Source organism: Paenibacillus algicola (assembly GCF_005577435.1).
Taxonomy (GTDB): domain Bacteria; phylum Bacillota; class Bacilli; order Paenibacillales; family Paenibacillaceae; genus Paenibacillus_AQ; species Paenibacillus_AQ algicola.
Window position 1 is genome coordinate 1,822,359 of sequence record NZ_CP040396.1, and the last position, 21,116, is coordinate 1,843,474.

The 21,116-nt window shown below is 54.6% G+C and carries 18 protein-coding genes; 16 read left to right on the top strand and 2 right to left on the bottom strand.

Translation table 11 applies throughout. The features are described from left to right. Window positions 1-127 precede the first annotated feature (127 nt). From coaBC to spoVM, 11 genes are all read left to right on the top strand, one after another. Window positions 128-1,420, top strand: a complete 1,293-nt coding sequence (coaBC, locus tag E6C60_RS08160) for a bifunctional phosphopantothenoylcysteine decarboxylase/phosphopantothenate--cysteine ligase CoaBC (RefSeq protein ID WP_138225407.1) — start codon at window positions 128-130, stop codon at window positions 1,418-1,420. After that, entirely contained in the window at window positions 1,411-3,948 is a 2,538-nt protein-coding gene (gene priA, locus E6C60_RS08165) for a primosomal protein N' (protein ID WP_138225408.1), read from the top strand. The genes coaBC and priA overlap by 10 nt, the downstream gene beginning before the upstream one ends. A 63-nt stretch (window positions 3,949-4,011) precedes the next feature. Continuing rightward, window positions 4,012-4,509, top strand: coding sequence for a peptide deformylase (gene def / locus E6C60_RS08170; protein WP_138225409.1), 498 nt, complete (start codon window positions 4,012-4,014; stop codon window positions 4,507-4,509). Then, window positions 4,506-5,444, top strand: a complete 939-nt coding sequence (fmt, locus tag E6C60_RS08175; protein ID WP_138225410.1) for a methionyl-tRNA formyltransferase — start codon at window positions 4,506-4,508, stop codon at window positions 5,442-5,444. The genes def and fmt overlap by 4 nt, the downstream gene beginning before the upstream one ends. Window positions 5,445-5,482: 38 nt before the next feature. Then, on the top strand, window positions 5,483-6,808 hold the full coding sequence (gene rsmB, locus E6C60_RS08180; protein ID WP_233281225.1) for a 16S rRNA (cytosine(967)-C(5))-methyltransferase RsmB: 1,326 nt from the start codon (window positions 5,483-5,485) through the stop codon (window positions 6,806-6,808). Between the two features lie 138 nt (window positions 6,809-6,946). Then, window positions 6,947-7,987 carry a dual-specificity RNA methyltransferase RlmN gene (rlmN, locus tag E6C60_RS08185; RefSeq protein ID WP_138225412.1) on the top strand — a complete coding sequence of 347 codons (1,041 nt, stop codon included), beginning with the start codon at window positions 6,947-6,949 and terminating at the stop codon, window positions 7,985-7,987. A gap of 7 nt (window positions 7,988-7,994) precedes the next feature. Beyond that, window positions 7,995-8,780 (top strand): Stp1/IreP family PP2C-type Ser/Thr phosphatase, encoded by a 786-nt coding sequence (locus tag E6C60_RS08190; protein WP_138225413.1) that lies wholly within the window; start codon window positions 7,995-7,997, stop codon window positions 8,778-8,780. Then, window positions 8,767-11,004: a Stk1 family PASTA domain-containing Ser/Thr kinase gene (gene pknB / locus E6C60_RS08195; protein ID WP_138225414.1), complete on the top strand. Its 2,238-nt coding sequence runs from the start codon at window positions 8,767-8,769 to the stop codon at window positions 11,002-11,004. The genes E6C60_RS08190 and pknB overlap by 14 nt, the downstream gene beginning before the upstream one ends. A 43-nt stretch (window positions 11,005-11,047) precedes the next feature. Next, window positions 11,048-11,953: a ribosome small subunit-dependent GTPase A gene (rsgA, locus tag E6C60_RS08200; protein WP_138225415.1), complete on the top strand. Its 906-nt coding sequence runs from the start codon at window positions 11,048-11,050 to the stop codon at window positions 11,951-11,953. 3 nt (window positions 11,954-11,956) lie between these two features. Further along, window positions 11,957-12,613: a ribulose-phosphate 3-epimerase gene (gene rpe, locus E6C60_RS08205; protein WP_138225416.1), complete on the top strand. Its 657-nt coding sequence runs from the start codon at window positions 11,957-11,959 to the stop codon at window positions 12,611-12,613. A 162-nt stretch (window positions 12,614-12,775) separates the two neighbouring features. Next, a complete protein-coding gene (spoVM, locus tag E6C60_RS08210; RefSeq protein WP_095263314.1) occupies window positions 12,776-12,856 on the top strand; it encodes a stage V sporulation protein SpoVM in 81 nt (26 codons plus the stop codon). Between the two features lie 271 nt (window positions 12,857-13,127). Here spoVM and rpmB read toward each other — a convergent pair whose 3' ends face one another. Then, window positions 13,128-13,316 (bottom strand): 50S ribosomal protein L28, encoded by a 189-nt coding sequence (gene rpmB / locus E6C60_RS08215; protein WP_046680294.1) that lies wholly within the window; start codon window positions 13,314-13,316, stop codon window positions 13,128-13,130. Window positions 13,317-13,685: 369 nt separating this feature from the next. On the opposite strand from rpmB, the gene E6C60_RS08220 reads away from it, so the two are divergent. The 4 genes from E6C60_RS08220 (at window position 13,686) to E6C60_RS08235 (ending at window position 18,806) form a co-directional block, all read left to right on the top strand. Then, the gene (locus E6C60_RS08220) at window positions 13,686-15,467 is read left to right on the top strand and encodes a DAK2 domain-containing protein (protein WP_138225417.1); all 1,782 of its coding nucleotides are present in this window, start codon (window positions 13,686-13,688) and stop codon (window positions 15,465-15,467) included. A 51-nt stretch (window positions 15,468-15,518) separates the two neighbouring features. Next, window positions 15,519-16,382, top strand: coding sequence for a DegV family protein (locus E6C60_RS08225; protein ID WP_138225418.1), 864 nt, complete (start codon window positions 15,519-15,521; stop codon window positions 16,380-16,382). Window positions 16,383-16,395: 13 nt separating this feature from the next. Beyond that, on the top strand, window positions 16,396-18,447 hold the full coding sequence (recG, locus tag E6C60_RS08230) for an ATP-dependent DNA helicase RecG (RefSeq protein WP_138225419.1): 2,052 nt from the start codon (window positions 16,396-16,398) through the stop codon (window positions 18,445-18,447). Window positions 18,448-18,518: 71 nt separating this feature from the next. Next, window positions 18,519-18,806, top strand: a complete 288-nt coding sequence (locus tag E6C60_RS08235) for a stage VI sporulation protein F (RefSeq protein WP_138225420.1) — start codon at window positions 18,519-18,521, stop codon at window positions 18,804-18,806. A gap of 74 nt (window positions 18,807-18,880) precedes the next feature. On the opposite strand, the gene E6C60_RS08240 is transcribed toward E6C60_RS08235, so the two are convergent. Next, the gene (locus E6C60_RS08240) at window positions 18,881-19,558 is read right to left on the bottom strand and encodes an SOS response-associated peptidase (protein WP_138225421.1); all 678 of its coding nucleotides are present in this window, start codon (window positions 19,556-19,558) and stop codon (window positions 18,881-18,883) included. Between the two features lie 140 nt (window positions 19,559-19,698). Here E6C60_RS08240 and E6C60_RS08245 point away from each other — a divergent pair, with 140 nt between their 5' ends. Next, a complete protein-coding gene (locus tag E6C60_RS08245; RefSeq protein WP_138225422.1) occupies window positions 19,699-20,997 on the top strand; it encodes an NCS2 family permease in 1,299 nt (432 codons plus the stop codon). The last annotated feature ends 119 nt before the right edge of the window (window positions 20,998-21,116 follow it).

Sequence of the window (21,116 nt, forward strand, 5' to 3'; positions counted from 1 at the left end):
AACAGCTTTATAGGTATGATCCAAAAATGTGACAACCGCAAGGTTGTTATTTTTTTGAGAAGAAGCAGCTTTGGCGGCATGTCAGTTGCTTCTTTGTTGTTTCAATACAAGCCTGGGAGGGTGCAGCATGTTAAAAGGTAAGGTCATTGTGCTTGGGGTGACGGGAGGCATTGCCGCGTACAAGGCGGCGGCCTTGTGCAGCAAGCTGGTTCAGAAGGGGGCGGACGTGCATGTCATCATGACAGAGTCAGCCAAGCAGTTCATTACCGAGCTGACCCTGCAGTCGCTTTCCAAAAACCCGGTCTACAGCGATACGTTTGATGAGAGAGATCCTTCGGTCGTCTCCCATATCGATCTTGCGGATAAAGCGGATCTGGTGCTCATCGCGCCTGCCACAGCTAACAGCATCGCCAAAATGGCCCTTGGCCTAGGTGATGATATGCTGACAACAACTCTGCTGGCAACGACGGCGCCAATCATGGTGTCTCCCGCGATGAACGTGCATATGTACACCCACCCTGCGGTCGTCGCGAACATGAATACCCTGGTATCCCGCGGCGTGGGAATGATTGAGCCGGGCGAAGGGCTGCTGGCCTGCGGCTATGTCGGGAAGGGCAGGATGGAGGAGCCCGAAAGCATCGTACAGGTAGTGGAGCGCTTTTTCGAGGAGCGTGATGATCAACAGAGCGGGGCTGTTGAGAGAAGAGTGGCCAAGGGTCAGGGGCATGAGGCTGTCAGAGCAGGCCGCGGCGTCCTGTCCGGCAAAAAAGTGCTGGTCACGGCAGGCGGCACGGTAGAGCGGATCGATCCCGTCCGCTATATTACGAATGACTCCTCCGGCAAAATGGGGTTTGCTATCGCCAAAGCGGCTCGTGACATGGGGGCTGAGGTTGTACTCATAGCTGCCCGTACTGACGCGCCGCTGCCGGAGGGAGTCACCGTGCAGCGCGTGGAATCGGCGAAGGACATGTACGACAGGGTCATGTCGGAATTTACGGACAGTGACATTGTCATCAAGGCTGCGGCCGTGGCCGATTACCGGCCGGAGCAGGAGGCCCCCGTAAAGATTAAGAAGAATGGGGATACGCTCAGCCTGACACTCGTGAAGACCGACGATATTCTGGAAACGCTGGGCCAACGCAAGACCTCCCAGCTGCTCATCGGCTTTGCGGCGGAAACAGATCATGTGGAAGCTCATGCACTGGACAAGCTGCGGCGCAAGCAGTGTGATCTTATCGTTGCTAATGATGTGACCGTAGCCGGGGCAGGCTTTGGTGCCGATAGCAATAAGGTGCAGATCTATAATGCGGACGGACTGGTCCGTGACCTGCCATTCATGACCAAGGAGGAGGTTGCGGTGCAGCTGCTTCTGCTTGCGGCGGAAAGGATTCCAGTCAAGGAGGCGGAATCATGGAAGTAGCCAAGGTGATTGTTGATGTGCCGTCCAAGGATACAGACCGGCCCTTTGACTATTTGATCCCCAAGCGGCTGAGCCCTTGGGTGGATGTTGGCAGCCGGGTCGGGGTGCCGTTTGGCAATCGGACGCTTCAAGGGTTCGTGGTCTCGCTGCATCTGAGATCGGAGGTGGAGACGTCCCGGATCAAGGAGATTGGGGAGGTGCTCGACTTCTCCCCTCCATTGTCCCGGGAGCTCGTGGAGCTGAGTGTGTGGATGAAGGAGCGCTATGCCTGCAGGCAGATTACCGTTCTGCAATCCATGCTGCCGACGGCCCTGAAAGGAAAGGCGGAGCGGTATGTAGCTCTCGCCGATCCCGGTGAGAGCTCGGTGCAGGAGCAGCATCAGCATGGCGTGCTATTCGCAGCGGCTCCGCAGACGGAAGGGGAGCAGCGTATGCTGGATTTCGTCAAGCAGCGGGGTGAGGTGTCGCTGGAGCAGCTGAACCGTGCTTTTCCCGAGGATTCGGCCAGTCTCAAGGCCTTGCTGGCTCAGGGGCTGCTGCGTGAATATCAGCAGATCAAGGACAAGCTGCAGAAAAAAACGATGAAGGCAGTCTCTCTCAGCATCGGCCTTGCGGAAGCGAGGCAGGCTCTGGAGAGCTTTTCTTCCAAAGCGCAGCGTCAGAAGGAGGTCCTCTCCTATGTTGTGGACATGGAGGCCTTTCTTCCTCTATCTCTGCAGGAGGTGCTGACAGCTGTCGGTGTGACCGCCGGAACGGTGAAGGCTCTGGCAGACAAAGGCTTTATTAACATACAGGATATGGAAGTGCAGCGTGACCCTTATAAAGGCAGAAGCTTCAAGCCTACAGAGCCGCTTACGCTGACCGCTGAGCAGGAGCATGTATACTCCCGCATTGTAAGGAAGCTGGAGTCAAGAGATCATGGCGTGTTTCTGCTGCACGGGGTCACAGGCAGCGGGAAGACCGAAATCTATTTGCAGACCATTCAGCGCTGTCTAGAGCAGGAGCGGCAGGCAATCGTGCTCGTTCCTGAAATTTCACTGACCCCGCAAATGGTGGAGCGCTTCAAGGGACGGTTCGGAGATCGGGTGGCTGTAATGCACAGCCGTCTCTCCCAGGGAGAACGTTATGATGAATGGCGCAAAATCAATGAAGGACACGCTTCGGTCGTCGTTGGCGCCCGCTCGGCAGTTTTTGCTCCTTTTCAATCCCTGGGACTGATTATTATGGATGAAGAGCATGAAACCTCTTATAAACAGGAGGAAACTCCCAAATACCATGCCAGAGATGTTGCGATTCGCCGGGCGTCCCAGGCCGGTGCTGCCGTCATTCTGGGATCGGCTACGCCTTCATTGGAAAGCTATTTCGCGGCGAGATCGAAGTCCCAGGAGGATTTCGAGCCGGAGCTGCTGGAGATGCCCACCCGCGCGCTGGGGAACCGACTGCCAGAGGTCCGCATTGTCGATATGCGGGAGGAGCTCAAGGATGGCAACCGCTCCATGTTCAGCCGCTCCCTGCATGAGGCGCTCGCCGCCCGGCTGGAACGGCAGGAGCAGAGTGTGCTGCTGCTGAACCGGCGCGGCTACTCCACCTTCGTGATGTGCCGCAGCTGCGGATATGTTGCGCAGTGCGGGGAGTGTGATATTTCACTGACCTATCACCAGAAGGCCAACAATCTCCGCTGTCACTATTGCGGCTATGCCGCCCCGGCGCCGGAGGTCTGCCCTGACTGTGGCAGCGAGCATATCCGTTATTTCGGTACAGGCACCCAGCGGGTAGAAGAAGAGCTTGCGAAGCTGTTCCCCGGGATCCGCGTCATTCGGATGGACGTGGACACCACGACCGAGAAGGGCTCTCACGAGAAGCTGCTGAAGCAGTTTCGGGAGAAAAAAGGGGATGTGCTGCTAGGCACCCAAATGGTGGCGAAGGGTCTGGATTTTCCGGATGTCACCCTGGTCGGGGTCATTACGGCAGATTCGGCATTGAATCTTCCGGATTTCCGGGCGGCCGAAAAAACCTTTCAGCTGCTGACGCAGGTAGCAGGCCGGGCGGGACGTCATCACCTCCCGGGAGAGGTGTTTATTCAATCCTATACGCCAGACCATTATTCCATTATTCATGCCAGCGGCCATGACTACCTGTCGTTTGTCAAAGATGAGCTGAAGCATCGCAAAGCGCTGCACTATCCGCCATACTGCCGGCTCATTCTCGTCACCTTATCCCATGAGCAGCTGACGGTGCTGGTCCGGGCGGCGGAGAATTATGCCGGTGATCTGAAGAACAAGGCAGACCGCCGCGGCTGGTTTGGCAGCCTGGATCGCTTTTCAGCAGAAGCGCTGGATGTGCTGGGGCCTGTCGCATCCCCGATCCCCCGGCTCAAGAATAGATACCGGTTCCAATGTATGATAAAATGGCGTGGAAACATGGACGCCGTATCGCTTGTACGCCAGGTGGCGGAGGAGCTGCAGGAGGCTGCGCGCGATCAAACCCTGCAGATCAGTATTGATGTGGATCCGCAAATGTTAATGTGATATTGCATATACATTGCTATATAAGAATTCAACAATTATAGAAAGCATGAGGAAGGTGTCGTTATGGCCATTCGCATTATTGTTAAAGAACCGGATGAAGTGCTGCACAAGGTCGCCAAAGAGGTGACCAAAATTACCCCGAACGTTCAGAAGCTGCTGGACGATATGGCAGATACGATGTATGATGCCGACGGGGTCGGCCTGGCTGCTCCGCAGGTAGGTATTTTGAAGCGGCTGATCGTGGTTGATGCCGGTGACGAGCACGGGCTGATCAAGATGATCAATCCCGAAATTCTGGAGCGTGACGGAGAACAGCTCGGACCTGAAGGCTGTCTCAGCATCCCCGGCTGGAACGGAGATGTTCGCCGGGCGGAGCAGGTAAAGGTTAAGGGACTGGACCGCGAAGGCAAGGAGCTGATCGTGACAGCAACAGGTTTGCTTTCCCGCGCTTTCCAGCATGAGATCGATCATTTGAATGGCGTCCTCTTTACGGATATTGCCGAGCGCGTTTATGAATTCGATCCCAATCAGCCTCCCCGGAGGGAGCTGGAGAATCGATGAAGATTGTTTTTATGGGTACCCCGGCCTTTGCTGTTCCGAGCCTGAATATGCTGCTGGCGGAAGGCTATTCCGTAGTGGCGGTCGTCACCCAGCCGGATCGACCTCAGGGGAGGAAAAAGGTGCTGACGCCCACCCCTGTAAAGGAGGCGGCGCTGGCGCACGGAATTCCCGTGCTCCAGCCGCAGCGCCTGCGCAGTCCGGAGGCCGTAGCTGAATTAGCCCGGTACGAGCCGGACATGATTATAACAGCAGCCTATGGACAGATCCTGCCCAAGGAGGTGCTGGAGCTGCCGCGTCTGGGCTGTCTGAACGTGCACGGCTCTTTGCTGCCGAAATACCGGGGCGGCGCGCCGATTCAGCGCTGTATTATCAACGGGGAGACGGTGACGGGCATTACGCTGATGTACATGGCCGAAGGACTGGACACCGGGGATATGATCGCCAAGAGAGAGGTTCAAATACTGGAGCAGGATACTGCTGGCACCCTGTTTGAGAAGCTGAGCCAGGCTGGCGCAGAGCTGTTGAAGGAACAGCTTCCGTCGCTTTCGGCCGGAAAGGTTCAGGCAGAGCCGCAGAACGAAGAAGACGCGACCTATGCTCCTAATCTGAAGCGCGAGGATGAGAAGATTGACTGGAGCCGGTCTGCGCTTGATATTTTTAATCAAATTCGGGGTCTGGTTCCCTTTTCGGGCGCTTTTACTTTATGGGATGAAGCGGTATTCAAGGTCTGGAGTGCCCGCGTTGAAGCGGAAGAAGGCAGAGCTGGGGATGTAGAGCCCGGCACAGTGCTGAAGCTTGACGACCGCGGCATCCAGGTTCAGACAGGCAGGGGTGTGCTTAGTCTGGAAACCGTTCAGCCGAGCGGCAAAAAAGCAATGGAGGCAGCCCAGTTCATCCGTGGGACAAGCCTTGTGCCAGGCACGGTGCTGCGGTGACCCGGCATAGCAGAAAGACCAGCGCAAGAGAGCTGGCGATGGATGTCCTGACCCAGGTGGAGCAGGAGCAGGCGTACAGTAATCTGCTGCTGAACAGCGCCTTAACGCAGTCCTCCCTGGATAAAGGAGATACCGGTCTCGCGACAGAGCTGGTGTATGGAACGATCTCACGCCTGAACACGCTGGATTATTTCCTGGACCGCTTCGTCAAGAAGGGGACGGCCAAGCTGCAGCCCTGGGTGCGCAGCCTGCTGCGTCTTAGTCTGTATCAGATCATGTATCTGGATCGGATTCCAGAGCATGCTGTTGTCAGCGAAGCGGTGAACATTAGCAAGAAGCGGGGACACCAGGGCATCTCCGGGATGGTGAACGGGGTGCTGCGTAGTGTGCTCCGGCAAAAAGAAGAGCTGGTTGTGCCAGAGCAGTTGCCCTTTGCACAGCGCATTTCCCTGCAGCACTCCCACCCGCTGTGGCTGGTTGAGCGCTGGATAGAGCAGTACGGAGAGGCAGCCGCGGAGTCGATCTGCCGCGTGAATAACGAGCCGCCTTCCGTCAGCGTCAGAGTGAATACAACCATGGTGAGCCGGGAGCAGCTGCTGGCAGAGATGGAGGCTGCGGGCCTGGACGCTGTTCCGTCGAGTCTCAGCCCTTACGGCATTATCGTCCGCAGCGGCGGCAATATGGCCTTTACGGAGTGGTACCGGGAGGGCATGATCTCTATTCAAGACGAAAGCTCAATGCTCGTCGCGGAGATGGTAGAGCCCCAGCCGGGGATGACGGTTCTGGACTGCTGTGCAGCTCCGGGAGGCAAAACCACCCATATGGGCGAGCTGATGAAGGATCAGGGGGAGATCCTTGCGAATGACCTCCATGCCCATAAGCAGAAGCTGATCGCAGCCCAGGCGGAGCGTCTGGGTCTGGCGAGTATTGTTCCGGTGACCGGGAATGCACTGGATCTGCCAAAGGCTCATGAAGAGGCTGCATTTGATCGTGTGCTGCTGGATGCTCCCTGCTCGGGTCTGGGTGTCATTCGGCGCAAGCCGGATTTGAAGTGGACCAAGACGGCTGAGGACGTAGGCGCGATTGCCGAGCTTCAGCAGGAGCTGATCCAGGCGGCGGCGAAGCTGGTCAAGCCCGGCGGGCTGCTGGTTTACAGCACCTGTACGATGGAGGAGCGGGAGAATGAAGGCGTCGTGGAAGGCTTTCTGGCCTCCCGTCCGGAGTTTGAGGTAGAGAAGGATCCCGACGGCTTTCAGGAACGGGTTCGGGAGCAGGCTCTTTCCCGAGGCGGCGGCGTTCAGATTCTGCCGCAGCATTTTCACAGTGACGGCTTCTATATTGCAAGGCTGAGAAGAGTGCGCTAACGCCTCTTTTTATAGGGAATTCTGGTTTCGGCCCGCCGCTTCTGGCGGGTTTTCTCTTTTACGGGCTGTTTTATTTATGGTAAAATAGTAAGAATGAATAAAGAACTGAGTATAAATGAAATAGACAGGTGTGGTGAAATGAACCCTTTTATATATGATTTATCGTTAGAGGAGCTACAGCAGTGGGCTGTAGAGAATGGAGAGGCGGCTTTTCGCGGAGGCCAGATTTATGAGTGGCTGTATGTGAAGCGGGTCAATTCCTTTGATGAGATGAGCAATTTGTCCAAGGAGCTGCGCCGCAAGCTGACCGAGCAGTTCAGCTTTGTAACCTTGAATGAGATTACGCGCTTTGAATCGAAGGACGGAACGATTAAATTCCTGTTCGGATTGCATGATGATCATGCTATTGAGACTGTAATTATGAAGCATAATTACGGCAACAGCATCTGTGTGACGACCCAGGTAGGCTGCCGGATCGGTTGCACCTTCTGCGCCTCTACGCTGGGCGGACTGAAGCGGAACCTGACTGCCGGCGAGATCGTGGCCCAGGTGGTTCAGGCCCAGAAGATGCTTGATCCTAAAGGGGAACGGGTGAGCAGCATCGTCATCATGGGCTCCGGCGAGCCGTTTGAGAACTATGATGCAACCATGAAATTTCTGCGCACGATGATCCACGAGAAGGGACTGAATATCGGACAGCGCCATATTACGGTGTCTACGAGCGGTATTGTTCCGAATATTTATCAGTTTGCAGAGGAGAACACGCAGATCAACCTGGCGATTTCGATCCATGCGCCTAACGACAAGCTCCGCTCCAAGCTGATGCCGGTTAATCGGCGCTTCCCGTTCGAGGATGTCATTGAATCACTGCGTTATTATCAAGCCAAGACAGGCCGCCGGATTACGTTCGAGTATGCGCTGATTGGCGGCATGAATGACCAGGTTGAGCACGCCGAGGAGCTGGCGGATGTCATTAAGGACATGAACTGCCACGTCAATCTGATCCCTGTCAATCACGTGCCGGAGCGCAAGTATGTGCGAACCTCGCGGAATGATATTTTTAAATTTCAGCGGGCGCTGGCAGACAAGGGTGTTAATGTGACAATTCGCCGTGAGCAAGGCCATGATATTGCGGCGGCCTGCGGGCAGCTTCGAGCCAAGCATATGGAGTTGGGGTGAGCGAAATTTGATCAATACGGTTCATGTGAGTCATGTCGGACGGGTGCGCCAGATCAATGAGGATTCGGTCCTCGTGCTGCAGCTCGGACATGGCTATACACTCGGCATTGTTGCCGACGGTATGGGGGGACACCTTGCAGGAGACACTGCCAGCAGGCTTGCGGTACAGACCGTGGCGGAGGATTTCAAGAAGCTGGCAGCTGATTTGGATGGAGAGGCATTAGGCGCAGTGCTGACACAAGCTATTCTCCATGCCAATGAGGTGATTTACCGCGAAGCTTCCGGCAATGAACGGCTGCACAATATGGGAACCACCATCGTGGCCGTTCTTCTTCGGGAGCATCGGGGCTATATTGGTCACATCGGAGACAGCAGGGCGTACAAGATTTCCGGCAATCAGGTCAGCCTGCTGACGGAGGATCATACGCTGGTCAATGAATTGTTTAAGAATGGTCAAATTACTGAAGAAGAGCTGGCTTCGCATCCGCGCAAAAATGTCCTCATTCGGGCGCTGGGTACCGACTCTGAGGTCGAGGTGGAGCTGCGGTCGGTAGAGCTGGGTGCCGGCGACGTGCTGCTTTTGTGCAGTGACGGGCTGAGTAATCTCGTGAACCGGGAGCGAATGGCCCAGGTCATCGGCTCGGCGGAGCTTCCTTTGGAGGATAAGGCGGACCGTTTGCTTCAGCTGGCTCTTCTGGCCGGAGGCGACGACAATATTACAGTCGCTTTGCTTCAGCATCAGGAGGAAGCGGCCGGCAACGAACAAAGGGGTGGAATTCATGATCGGACATGAATTGGCTGGTCGTTACAAGGTGATTGAGCGGATTGGCGGGGGTGGCATGGCTTTGGTCTACAAAGCCCAGGATATCCTGCTTAATCGTCATGTAGCGATCAAGGTGCTGCGCCAGCAGTTTGTGCATGATGAGGAGTTTATCCGCCGTTTTCGGCGGGAGGCCCAGTCTGCGGCGTCATTGTCACATCCAAATGTGGTAAGCATTTATGATGTGGGCCAAGAGGACGATGTGCATTACATCGTAATGGAATGTATCGACGGCAATAATTTAAATGAGATTATTAAAGAGCGGGCTCCGCTTCAAGTGGACGAGGCTGTACGCATTGCGTCGCAGATCTGCGACGCACTAGAGCATGCGCACCAGAACCAGATCATTCATCGGGATATCAAGCCCCATAATATATTGATCGGCCGCAACGGCCGGGTGAAGGTAACGGATTTCGGGATTGCCCGGGCTGTAACCTCTACGACGATTACGCAGACCGGCTCGGTAGTCGGCTCGGTGCATTACTTCTCGCCCGAGCATGCGAAAGGGGTTGCGACAGGAGAGAAGTCGGATTTGTACTCTCTGGGCATCGTTTTATACCAAATGCTGACCGGCCGTCTTCCGTTTCTGGGTGAGAGTCCGATCAGTGTAGCGCTGAAGCATCTGCAAGAGGAATTTGAGGAGCCCAAAGAGGTTAATGCTTTAATCCCGCAAAGCGTGGAGAATGTCATCCTCAAGTCCATGCGAAAAAACCCTCAGGAGCGTTATCAGTCTGCGGAAGAGATGCTGCAGGATCTGGAAACATGCCTGCTTCCGGCAAGACGCAATGAACCAAAGATTCAATTTCATGATGATGCCGATCAGACGATTGTAATGCCTGCGCTGAAGAGCATGCAGCCGGCAGGGGCAGCCGAGGCTTATCCCGGACCGGAGAATTACACCGGCCCCCCGGCGCCTAATGCATCGTCAGGGGATGTGGAGGATGACGGAGTGCGCAAGGAAATGGTCAGTGAGCGTAAGAGTGGCAAGCAGAGCAAGAAGAAGCCTGCCCTGATCGTGGGATTAAGTCTTTTGTTCCTGGCTATTATTGCAGGGCTCGTCCTCTTTGTGAATCAAATGCTGGAGGTCAAGGATGTGACCGTTCCGGGTGTAATTACGATGGCGGAGGCGGAGGCGGTCCGGACGCTGGAAGAGGCGGGACTTGTCGTAAATCCGGAAGTGCTTCGGGAGTATAAAGAAGGTGTAGAAGCCGGAATCGTGTTGAAGCAGAGCCGGGCAGAAGGTACAGTGGTGAAGGAAGGCGCAAGCGTCCAGCTCACGGTAGGTGAAGAGAAGCCGCTCAGTGTGATGCCTAGCCTGTCTGGAAGAACGCTGGATGAAGCGATGGAGCTGTTGGCAGAGCAGAAGGTGGATAAGGACGCAATCACTGTCCGCGAAGAGAACAGTGACAGCGCAGCGGCAGGTGAGATCCTTTCCCAGTCACCGGATAGTGGTGTTGAATTTGATCCGGATGAAGCCAATGTGATGCTTGTTGTCAGCAAGGGGAAAGCGGAAGTGGAAATGACGGATCTGACGACGATGACCCGCAGTGAAGCGGAGAACGAGATCAAGCGGCTCGGGCTCAAGGTGGGCACCGTAAAGGATGAGCCAAGCTTTACGGCAGAACGCGGAACGGTGCTGTCTCAATGGCCTTGGGACGCCGGGGCGATGGCTACACCGGGTACAGAGCAGAATATTGTCGTTAGTTCTGGGTATCCTTCCGATGCGCTGAACTATACCTTCAAGGTGCCGGTTGCGCCGTCAGCTTTAGGAGAATCCAGCCGCATCCGGATCGTATATTCAGACGCCCGGGGAGATAGTGCGGAAGCGATCGAGCGGGATGTCAATGCGACCGAGATTATTCCGGTGGAGCTGGTGCTTGCTCCCGGCAAGGATGGGACGGTAACCATTTACCGGGACGGACGCTCGCTGGATACGTATGTCGTAGCCTATAATGACGCCAAGAACGGCACGGTTCCTGAGCCTGAGGTGGAGCCGCCGCTGCCGATCGTGCCGGAGGTTCCGGCCGTTACAGAGCCCGAGAACGGCGATGGAAGTGCTGAAGGTACCGGCGGTACAGGTGCCGAAGGAAACGGCAATACAGAAACGCCGGGTGAAGCCAAGGGTAAAGATAAAGATAAGAACGAAGATAAGAAAAAAGATCCCAAAGATGAAGATGAAGATGAAGATGACGATTAAAAGAGACCATTTCACTATTTTATCCAGAAAGTGAGGCGTGTGCATGCAGGAAGGCCTGATTGTCAAGGCGCTTAGCGGGTACTATTATGTCAAGCCCCTTCGAGACGGCAAGGTGTCCGGTGAGGAGACGGCGATTCAATGCCGAGCCCGCGGCATCTTCAAAAAGAGAGGCGAATCCCCCCTTGTCGGGGATCGTGTCATGTACTCACTCACGGAGAATGGAGAGGGGACCGTGGATGAAATTCTTCCACGGTCTTCCCAATTAATCCGTCCTCCGGTAGCCAATGCAGGCCTTGCCGTTCTGCTGTTCTCCGTCAAGGAGCCGGATATGAATCTGCTGCTTCTGGACAAGTTCCTTGTACATATTGAGCATGCGGGACTGGATGCCATTATTCTGATCACAAAGCAGGACTTGGCGGGTCAGGGAGATGCAACGGCAGCCAGAGTTCAGGAGCTTTATGAATCAGTCGGCTATGAGGTGTTTATTACCAGCTCCATAGAAGGCATCGGCACGGAGAAGGTCAAGGAGCGGCTGGCGGGAGAGATCAGTGTATTCTCCGGTCAGTCCGGTGTCGGGAAATCCTCACTGCTGAATGCCATCAAGCCGGGATTAACGCTTGAGACGAGCGAAATCAGTATGCGCCTGGGCAGAGGACGGCACACCACCCGGCATGTGGAGCTGATAGAGCTGGACAACGGCGGTTTTGTTGCCGACACTCCGGGCTTCAGCCAGCTGGACTTTCTGGAGCTGGGCGTCGAAGAGCTGTCCGTGTGCTTCCGGGAATTTGCTTCTTATGCGTCACAATGCAAGTTCCGGGGCTGCAGCCATACGCATGAGCCGGGCTGCCGGGTGCTTGTCGCCAAGGAAAGCGGTGACATTGCAGATAGCCGGTACCGTCACTACCTGGAGTTTCTGGAAGAGATGAAAGACAAGAAGCGGAGGTATTAGCCAATGATTATAGCACCATCCATTTTGTCTGCGGATTTTGCGAAGCTGGGTGAGGAAATTGCAGAGGTCGGCGCTGCCGGAGCGGACTGGATCCATGTCGATGTCATGGACGGGCATTTTGTGCCCAATTTGACACTGGGCGCACCGATTGTGCAGGCCATACGGCCCCACACTAAGCTGCCGCTGGACGTACATCTTATGATTGAGCGTCCCGAGAATTATATTGCGGACTTCGCCAAGGCAGGAGCTGATTACATTACAGTTCACGCCGAAGCGTGTCCTCATCTGCACCGGGTCGTCCACCTGATTAAAGAGCATGGTGTGAAGGCAGGGGTTGCCATCAATCCCGGGACACCGGCTGCCGTAATACAGGAGGTGCTGGCCGATCTCGATCTGGTGCTGGTCATGACCGTGAATCCTGGATTTGGAGGTCAACAGTTCATCCATCAGACCGTTCGCAAAATAGAGCAGCTGCGCAGCTGGATCTCCCAAGGGCCGAATCCTTCCATCCACATTGAAGTAGATGGCGGAATTACAGCGGAAACGGCGCCGCTTGTGACCTCTGCCGGCGCTGATGTGCTGGTAGCTGGCAGTGCCGTATATGGAGCCAGCGACCGGGCTGCTGCTATTCGCAGAATTCGGGAAAGTGTACAAGGCTGATCAGGCCTGACTTTGAACTGAAAATGCATAGGTCACTGGATGGCCGCATAAATATGGTTACATGAGCTGGGTTCTCATGTAGCCTTTTTTGTTGTGGTTCACATCCGCATCGGCGGAGCATAACATAACAATGGGATATGAGAATCATGGGGAGGGTGAGACATGAAATTCTACACGTTCAAGCTGCCGAAGTTTTTGGGAGGTTTCGTAAAGGCCATATTAAACACATTTCATAAGGGCTGACAGCTTGGATCGGCGAGACATACCTCCGCACGGGACGGCAGCACGGGGGAAGCAGCATGGATAGCAATGAAGCGGATGGCCAAGTATGACCTTGGCTGCCTGGCCCGTGTTACGACCGAGTCAGATCATTATACAGACACAAAAAAAGCACCTGCTGCATGAAAGGGTGCTTTTTGATTACGGATGAAATTGTATGTACAACGCAAGAAAAACTTCCTTGCCCCGTCACAGCATCTGCAAGCGAAAGGTGAAAGAAGTTTTCCTTAAACAATTATACGCGAGTTACTTTACCGGATTTCAGAGCACGAGTGCTCACGTATACGCGTTTTGGCTTGCCGTCTACGAGAATACGAACCTTCTGAACGTTGACACCCCAAGAACGTTTGTTGTGGTTGTTGGCGTGAGAAACGTGGTTGCCGCTGCTTGGTTTCTTACCAGTTACATAGCATTTGCGAGACATAGATTACACCTCCTTGTTTCATAACCCTGTATAAAACAATACTTAAATATAATATCACAGTAAAAAATGCGGCGTCAACTATCCTAAAAACATTTATTTATCATGGCTCTTATAGTACAATGTTGTTTAGTCCATAATAGTTTGGAATGGTATCTTATGGATTGATTTTACATGCAGGGTTATGCATGGATATGAGCCTTAACCGCCATCGTTTGTCTGGCGGCTTGCTGCCTTTGGAGTTTTCTGACAGCGTTGTCTCTGACAAAGGCTGGAGCACAGGCAGCGCGAAGAGGGCGCTCACGAAATAATAATGAAATTACACTTACAATTGAAGCGTTTTTTGTATGATGCCAGGAAGGGGAATTCTCATTGAGCAAGCGTTCTTTGAATGGAACAGAATTTACCGCGATGGTGCTCGCCGGAGCGGAACAGCTCCAGCTGCATGCGGAGCATGTTAACGCCCTGAACGTGTTTCCGGTGCCAGACGGTGATACGGGAACCAATATGAACTTAACGATGACGGCCGGCGTCAATGAGCTGAAGCAGAAATATTCGGCGTCGATTGGTCAGAGTGCAGGCGTCCTTTCCAAGGGCCTGCTCATGGGTGCACGCGGCAACTCCGGGGTGATCCTGTCCCAGCTGTTCCGCGGCTTCAGCCGCTATGCCGCCCCGTTTGATGAGCTGAACAGCACCCAGTTTGCAGCTGCGCTGCAAACCGGTGTAGAGGCTGCTTACAAGGCTGTTGTCAAGCCGGTAGAGGGCACGATTCTCACCGTGGCGAAGGAAGCGGCCAAGCATGCCGTTTATTTCTCACGCCGCAGCAGTGATATTATTGAGGTGATGGAGCAGGTGCTTGCCAAGGCGAAGGAAGCGCTCGCCCAGACACCGGAGCTGCTGCCCGTATTGAAGCAGGTTGGCGTTGTGGACTCTGGCGGTCAGGGCCTCGTGTACATCTACGAGGGCTTCTTGAAGGCCTTGAATGAAGGGGCGTCGGCGGAGGCGAAGACACCAGGCTCAGAGCCGGTTATGCCCAAAATTTCAGCCAGCCCGGCGCTGACGTCACAGCCAGCTGTAACTCCTGCGCCTGCCCCTTCGTCAGCGCAGTCCAAAATTTCAACCGAAGACATTGAGTTTCTGTACGATATGGAATTTTTCATTAACCGTCAGCTCGGCGGAGCTCCGGCTGCAGAATTCCATGAGGACCGATTCCGGCAGTCACTGGCCGTCAACGGAGATTCGATTATTGTCATTGCAGATGACGAGACGATTAAAGTGCATGTGCACTCCAAAGCGCCCGGTGAGGTGCTGAACCTTGCGCTGCGTTACGGAGAAATCACACAGATTCATATTCTGAATATGCGGGAGCAGCACCGCGATCTCTTGACTACAGGCATGGATATTGCGCCGATGCCAGAGCTGTTCGCGGATATTCCGGCCGAGAAGAAATCACCAGAGGATCCGGCAGCCCCGCCGGCAGACGAGCTTGCGCCTTTCGGATTTATCGCCGTATCCTCAGGCGAAGGAATATCGAGCATTTTCAAGAGCCTTGGTGTGGATGTCGTGCTGTCCGGCGGACAGACGATGAATCCGAGCACAGAGGATTTCGTCAATGCCATTGCCACCATTTCGGCACAGCATATCTTTATTCTGCCGAACAATTCTAACATTGTGCTGGCTGCCCAGCAGGCACGGGAGCTGCTGGAGGGTGAGCGCAGCGTCACTGTCATTCCGAGCAAGACGATTCCGCAGGGGATTGCGGCTGCTTTTGAATTCCAGGAAGAAGAGAGCACCGAAAGTAATACGGAGAGCATGCTGGAGGCGGTATCGCGCGTCCAATCCGGACAAGTTACTTATGCGGTGCGGGATACAACGATTGACGAGCTGGAGATCAAGGCTGGTGAATATATCGGCATCCAGAACTCCAAGATTGTTGCTGCCGCTGCAGACCTGAAGACGGCCTGTCAGCAGCTGCTTGGCAAGATGCTTCAATCCGGAGACGAGATCATTACCCTGCTGACTGGTGAGGACGCAACAGAGGAGATTACTGAAGGCATTGCCCGCTGGCTCGAAGAGGAGTATCCGGATGCTGAGGTTGAGATCCACTACGGTGGACAGCCCATTTATGCATATTTGTTCTCTGTGGAAGCGTAACGGTTTCGTTACGGTTCTAGAGCAGAGGATCATTTTCGGGAGGGGTTTTACATGAGTAGAACCGTGATTGTCACGGACAGCACCTCGGATATACCCGCAGCACTGATTGAGCAGCATGGCATTGTCGTCGTTCCGCTGAGGGTATTGTTTGGAAATGAATCCTATTCGGACGGAACAGAAATTACGGCATCCCAGTTCTACAAGAGGTTGGTAGAATCCCCGCAGCTGCCGACAACGTCACAGCCGTCACCGGCGGATTTTGTAGCGGCGTATGAGCGTATTTTTGAGCAGCACCCTGGCTGCTATATCCTGTCCATGCATCTGTCCTCGGCGCTTAGCGGTACCTATCAGGCAGCCCGCCTTGCCACAGATCTCATGGAAGGCGATCATGAGGAACGAGTTCAGGTATGGGATTCGAAATCTGCTTCATACGGCTTTGGTATGTTCGTTGTGCATGCCGCGAAGCTGGCCGCGGAAGGAAAGTCTCTGGAGGAGATTGTAGCTTCCACGGAGGAGCTGCGGAGCAAGCGGGCATTGTACTTCCTGGTGGATACACTGGAATATTTGCAAAAAGGCGGCCGGATCGGCAAAGCCTCGGCAGTGGTAGGGACCTTGCTGAATATCAAGCCGATTCTATCTATTGATGCGGAGGGTGTTATTTACTCTGTTGACAAGGTAAGAGGACGCAAAAAAGCAACGGCGCGGATGATCCAGCTGTTTCAGCAGGATTTATCCGGTGTTACAAAGATTAAGGTAGCGGTGGGGACCACGGCAGATCCTGCTTCGGTTCAGGACTTTCTGGAGCAGCTCTCATCTGTGTTCACGATTGAGGAGACGTTGTTCTCTGATATTGGAGCGGTTGTCGGCACGCATGTCGGTCCCGGAACCATCGCCGCGTATATCTGGCCGGCTTGATTGGGGGAAAAGGATGAGTCTCGATCTGGACCAAATATCCGTGAGAAAGATCAACGGCGTGAGCGCCCTGAAGGAAGGGGAGCTTCACGCCTTTGGCGTCTCTACGGTCAAAGAATTGCTGGAATATTATCCATTCCGGTATGAGGATTACCGGCTTCGTTCACTGAGCGAGGTCAAGGATGGAGAGCGGGTAACGATACAGGCGAAAATTGCCGGTGCTCCTGTTCTTCAAAGGTATGGCGGCAAATCGCGTCTCACCTGCAAAATGCTGGCAGAGAACTGGATGTTCAGCGCAACGTGGTTTAACCGGCATTTTCTGAAGGAGCAGCTGACCGCAGGCCGTGAAATTGTATTGACCGGCAAGTGGGATCAGCGGCGGCTTCAGCTGACGGTGTCGGAATCGGATTTCCCGGACAAAGGCATCAGCCGCAGCGGTACGCTGCAGCCCGTGTATTCTATCGGCGGCAAAATTACGCAAGCCTGGATCCGCAAAACGATGAATCAAGCGCTGCAGCAGTACGGGGAGATGATCCCGGAAATCCTGCCGCCTCATCTGATTCAGAAATACCGCCTGATGCCGCGCAAGCAGGCAATCGCCGGGATTCATCAGCCCTCGGATACGGGCGAAGGGCAGCAGGCCCGGCGCCGAATGGTCTATGAGGAGCTGTTTTTGTTTCAGCTGAAGATGCAGGCCTACCGTGCCCTCAATCATGGCAAAATGGATGGCGTCGTACACACAGCCGATAATACTACGATTCGCGAATTCGTTCGCAGTCTGCCGTTTGAATTGACAGATGCGCAGAAGAAGGTTGAGCTTGAAATTCTGCATGACATGCGCTCGCCTTATTGCATGAATCGTCTGCTGCAAGGGGATGTCGGCTCTGGCAAAACCGTTGTCGCGGCGATTGCTCTCTATACCACGGTTCGTTCCGGCAATCAGGGGGCACTGATGGTGCCGACTGAAATATTGGCAGAACAGCATATGCGCTCGCTTCAGCGTATGTTCCAGCCGTTTGGTGTGACGGTGGCTCTGTTAACCGGCAGTGTGACCGGCAAGAAGCGGAAGGATGTACTGGCATCCCTTCAGATGGGACTCACAGATATTGTTGTCGGCACCCATGCACTGATTCAGGAGGAGGTATTCTTCCGGCAGCTGGGCCTGGTCGTTACTGACGAGCAGCATCGCTTCGGGGTTAACCAGAGAAGTGTGCTGCGCCGCAAAGGCTACAATCCGGATGTACTGACGATGACCGCGACGCCGATTCCGCGCACGATGGCTATTACTGCCTTCGGGGATATGGATGTCTCTACGCTGTCAGAGCGGCCCAAGGGCAGAATTCCGATTACGACGCACTGGGTCAAGCATGACATGATGGACCGGGTGCTTGGATTTATTCGCCGGGAAGTGGACCAGGGGCGTCAGGCATATCTGATCTGTCCGCTGATTGAGGAATCCGACAAGCTGGATGTGCAGAATGCTATTGATCTGCATGTGCAGATGCAGCAAGCTTTTCCCCAGTTTAAGGTAGGGCTGCTGCACGGAAGAATGACCTCGGGAGAAAAGGATGAGGTCATGCGGGATTTCTACAGCAATGATCTGCAGCTGCTCATCTCGACTACCGTTGTCGAGGTGGGCGTCGACGTGCCCAATGCGACGTTAATGGTCATCATGGATGCGGATCGTTTCGGATTGTCTCAGCTGCATCAGCTCCGCGGCCGGGTGGGCCGGGGTGCTCATGCATCGTTCTGTATCCTGGTAGCAGACCCCAAGAGTGAGGTCGGACGGGAGCGAATGGAGGTCATGACCGACACGGAGGATGGCTTTGAGGTCGCACGTCGGGATCTGGACCTTCGGGGTCCTGGCGATTTCTTCGGCACGAAGCAGAGCGGCCTGCCGGAATTCCGGCTTGCCGATATGGTAGCCGACTATGAGGTGGTCGAACAGGCCAGGGAGGATGCCGCTGCGCTGGTCAGCGATGCTTCCTTCTGGACATCCCCCTCGTATTCACTGCTTCGGGAGCATCTTCGGAAGGAGCAGGTGTTCCAAGGGGATCTGATCGACTAAGGTTGTGCGCACAATGGACGAGCTCTTGTCATATACTCATCTTGATTGGGAAAATACGGGAGGTGCAAGCTGTGAGTTACCAGCAATTCGGTATTCATCCCCAGCTCGTGGAACGGGTCAAGCAGAAGATGAAGAACCCGCCCGTCAAGGAACGAGTTAAGGGCATCGTAAACCCTCTGACCAAGCAGGATTTGCAGAACAGTGCGAAGGTTCAGCAGGTTGTCCGTCAATGCTCGGCCATTCTCGGCGAGAATCTGACGTCAGTTCAGGAGCAGCAGATTGTACAGTTTGTGCTGGCTCAGCGGATTGACCCCAAGAACACCTTTCATTTGATTAAGCTGTGGGGCATGTTCCGCTAGGCTTGTCTTGGGAGGGCCTAAAGACGGCAGGCATTGAACAAAGCTCTGGCTCCCTTGCGGATGCCAGAGCTTTGTTATTCCTCCGCCAGAGGCTGAATGCACGCCGGGCTATTGTTGCGTACTGCATTCACAGCTGTGCTGACACGAACGGCCTGCAGATCCTCATGGGTGTAAGGGGTACACAGCAGCTTCAGCTCCTCGGCTGAAGCAGAGCGGTCCAGCCAACGTTCCTCGTGCTCACGCTGAAGAATGACAGGCATCCGGTCATGAATGGACTCCATCAGAGCATTGGGAGAGGTCGTGATCACGGTGCAGGAGCTGATCTTGCTGCCGTCTGGAGCGGTCCAGATGTCATACAGACCGGCAATGCTGAAGAGTGAGTGGTCTTTTTTGCCAATCCGGTAGGGCAGTTTCTGCTTATCCTGTTGCTTCCACTCGTAAAAGCTGTCCGCAGGAATCAGGCATCGCTTTCTCTGAAAGGGAAGCTTGTAAGCCGGTTTGACGTCCACAGTCTCGCTTCGCGCATTGATCATCCGGGCTGCACCGGAGCTGTCCTTGGCCCAGGAAGGAACCAATCCCCAGCGCAGCTGGCCGATCCGGCGCCGTTGTCCGTCATGGATGACGGCTGCCACCATTTGGGTCGGGGCAATATTGTACTGCGGAATATGAAAGGCTGGCTGTGTTTGCTCGCCGATCATATAGTAATCCAGAAGCTCTTCCCATGATGCCGTAAGTGTAAATCGACCGCACATGCATGTACACTCCTTTCCGGGATACGATATATAGAGAAGTATACATGGATTTGTGTCTTGGCGAAAATAGGGATGTCACCTATAATGATTAGGTGTGTTTTTTACAGATATGATGACAACAAGAGAACGGGGGCAATCCAGTGTTTGATTTAAAAGCCCAAGGCACCTCGGTCAAGACCGAAGTGGTGGCTGGCGCAACAACCTTCTTTACAATGGCTTATATTATGGTGGTGAATCCGCTCATCCTGTCGGATGCGGGGGTGCCATTTCAGCAGAGCTTCACGGCCACGGTCATCTCGGCGATCATCGGAACCCTGATGATGGGCCTGGTCGCCAAATATCCGATTGCAGTCGCACCAGGTATGGGCTTGAACGCTTATTTTACATATTCGGTCGTACAGGGACACGGGAGCCTGACGTACAGTGAGGCGTTCTCTGCAGTGTTTATTGCAGGCATTCTGTTTCTGCTCTTGTCGTTGACGCCCCTGCGCAGCCGCCTGATTCACATTATTCCTCCCAATCTGAAGCATGCAATCACGGCAGGCATCGGATTGTTCATCGCTTTTATCGGCCTGCGGATGAGCGGCGTAATTACAGCCCACCCGGAGAATCTGGTGGCACTCGGAGATCTTCATCAGCCTTCTGCTGTCCTGGCGCTGACCGGACTCGCGATTACGCTGATTCTCTTGGCCCGCAACGTGAAAGGGGCGCTGTTCATCGGCATGATCCTGACCGGTGTTATTGCCTATTTTGCCGGGATGCTGAAATTTGACGGTGTCCTGTCCGTTCCTTCGCTTCCGGAAGGACTGCTCGTGTGGAATCCGATCGCCGCGGCAGGGGATGTGATCACGCACAGCCTGTATGCTGTGGTCTTCTCGTTCCTGCTGGTAACGCTGTTTGATACGACCGGAACGGTTGTCGGTGTAGCCCAGCAAGCCGGGCTGATGAAGGATAACAAGCTGCCCCGTGCAGAACGTGCTATGCTCGCAGATTCCGTGGCCACGGTGGCCGGCTCCATGGTAGGTACGAGTCCGACGACGGCCTACATTGAATCTGCCGCAGGAGTAGGCGCTGGCGGACGAACCGGCCTGACTGCTGTCGTGGTGGCAGCGCTGTTCGGAGTTGCGGCATTCTTCGGTCCGGTAATCGGAGCGGTGTCCGGTCTGTCGGCGATCACGGCCCCTTCCCTGATTATCGTGGGCTGCCTGATGGTGGGGAATGTAAGCAGTATTCACTGGAAGGAATTCGATGAAGCTTTTCCTGCGTTCATTGTCATTCTGACAATGCCGCTGACCTCAAGTATTGCGACCGGTATTGCGCTCGGCTTCATTTCCTATCCGCTAATGAAGCTTGTGAGCGGCAAAGCGAAGGCGGTTCATCCGCTGCTGTATATTTTTGCTGTATTATTCGTGCTGCAGCTGCTGTTCGTGCCGCATTAAGTCTAAGCCTTCCACTGGCACAAGGGGCCGCTTTCCCGGATCTTCAGATCCAGGAGAGCCGCCCCTTGTGTGCTAGTAGCTGCTATTCCATCTGCTGCCGGGGCTGGCTAAAGTCTGAA

Bases quoted from the DNA above. Each gene is read 5' to 3' on its own strand.
- def (WP_138225409.1), top strand. From the start codon at position 4,012: ATGGCCATTCGCATTATTGTTAAAGAACCGGATGAAGTGCTGCACAAG.
- rlmN (WP_138225412.1), top strand. From the start codon at position 6,947: ATGAACCCTTTTATATATGATTTATCGTTAGAGGAGCTACAGCAGTGG.
- rpmB (WP_046680294.1), bottom strand. From the start codon at position 13,316: ATGTCTCGCAAATGCTATGTAACTGGTAAGAAACCAAGCAGCGGCAAC.
- rsgA (WP_138225415.1), top strand. From the start codon at position 11,048: ATGCAGGAAGGCCTGATTGTCAAGGCGCTTAGCGGGTACTATTATGTC.
- priA (WP_138225408.1), top strand. From the start codon at position 1,411: ATGGAAGTAGCCAAGGTGATTGTTGATGTGCCGTCCAAGGATACAGAC.
- rsmB (WP_233281225.1), top strand. From the start codon at position 5,483: ATGGATGTCCTGACCCAGGTGGAGCAGGAGCAGGCGTACAGTAATCTG.
- spoVM (WP_095263314.1), top strand. From the start codon at position 12,776: ATGAAATTCTACACGTTCAAGCTGCCGAAGTTTTTGGGAGGTTTCGTA.
- rpe (WP_138225416.1), top strand. From the start codon at position 11,957: ATGATTATAGCACCATCCATTTTGTCTGCGGATTTTGCGAAGCTGGGT.
- pknB (WP_138225414.1), top strand. From the start codon at position 8,767: ATGATCGGACATGAATTGGCTGGTCGTTACAAGGTGATTGAGCGGATT.
- E6C60_RS08240 (WP_138225421.1), bottom strand. From the start codon at position 19,558: ATGTGCGGTCGATTTACACTTACGGCATCATGGGAAGAGCTTCTGGAT.
- recG (WP_138225419.1), top strand. From the start codon at position 16,396: ATGAGTCTCGATCTGGACCAAATATCCGTGAGAAAGATCAACGGCGTG.
- fmt (WP_138225410.1), top strand. From the start codon at position 4,506: ATGAAGATTGTTTTTATGGGTACCCCGGCCTTTGCTGTTCCGAGCCTG.
- coaBC (WP_138225407.1), top strand. From the start codon at position 128: ATGTTAAAAGGTAAGGTCATTGTGCTTGGGGTGACGGGAGGCATTGCC.
- E6C60_RS08225 (WP_138225418.1), top strand. From the start codon at position 15,519: ATGAGTAGAACCGTGATTGTCACGGACAGCACCTCGGATATACCCGCA.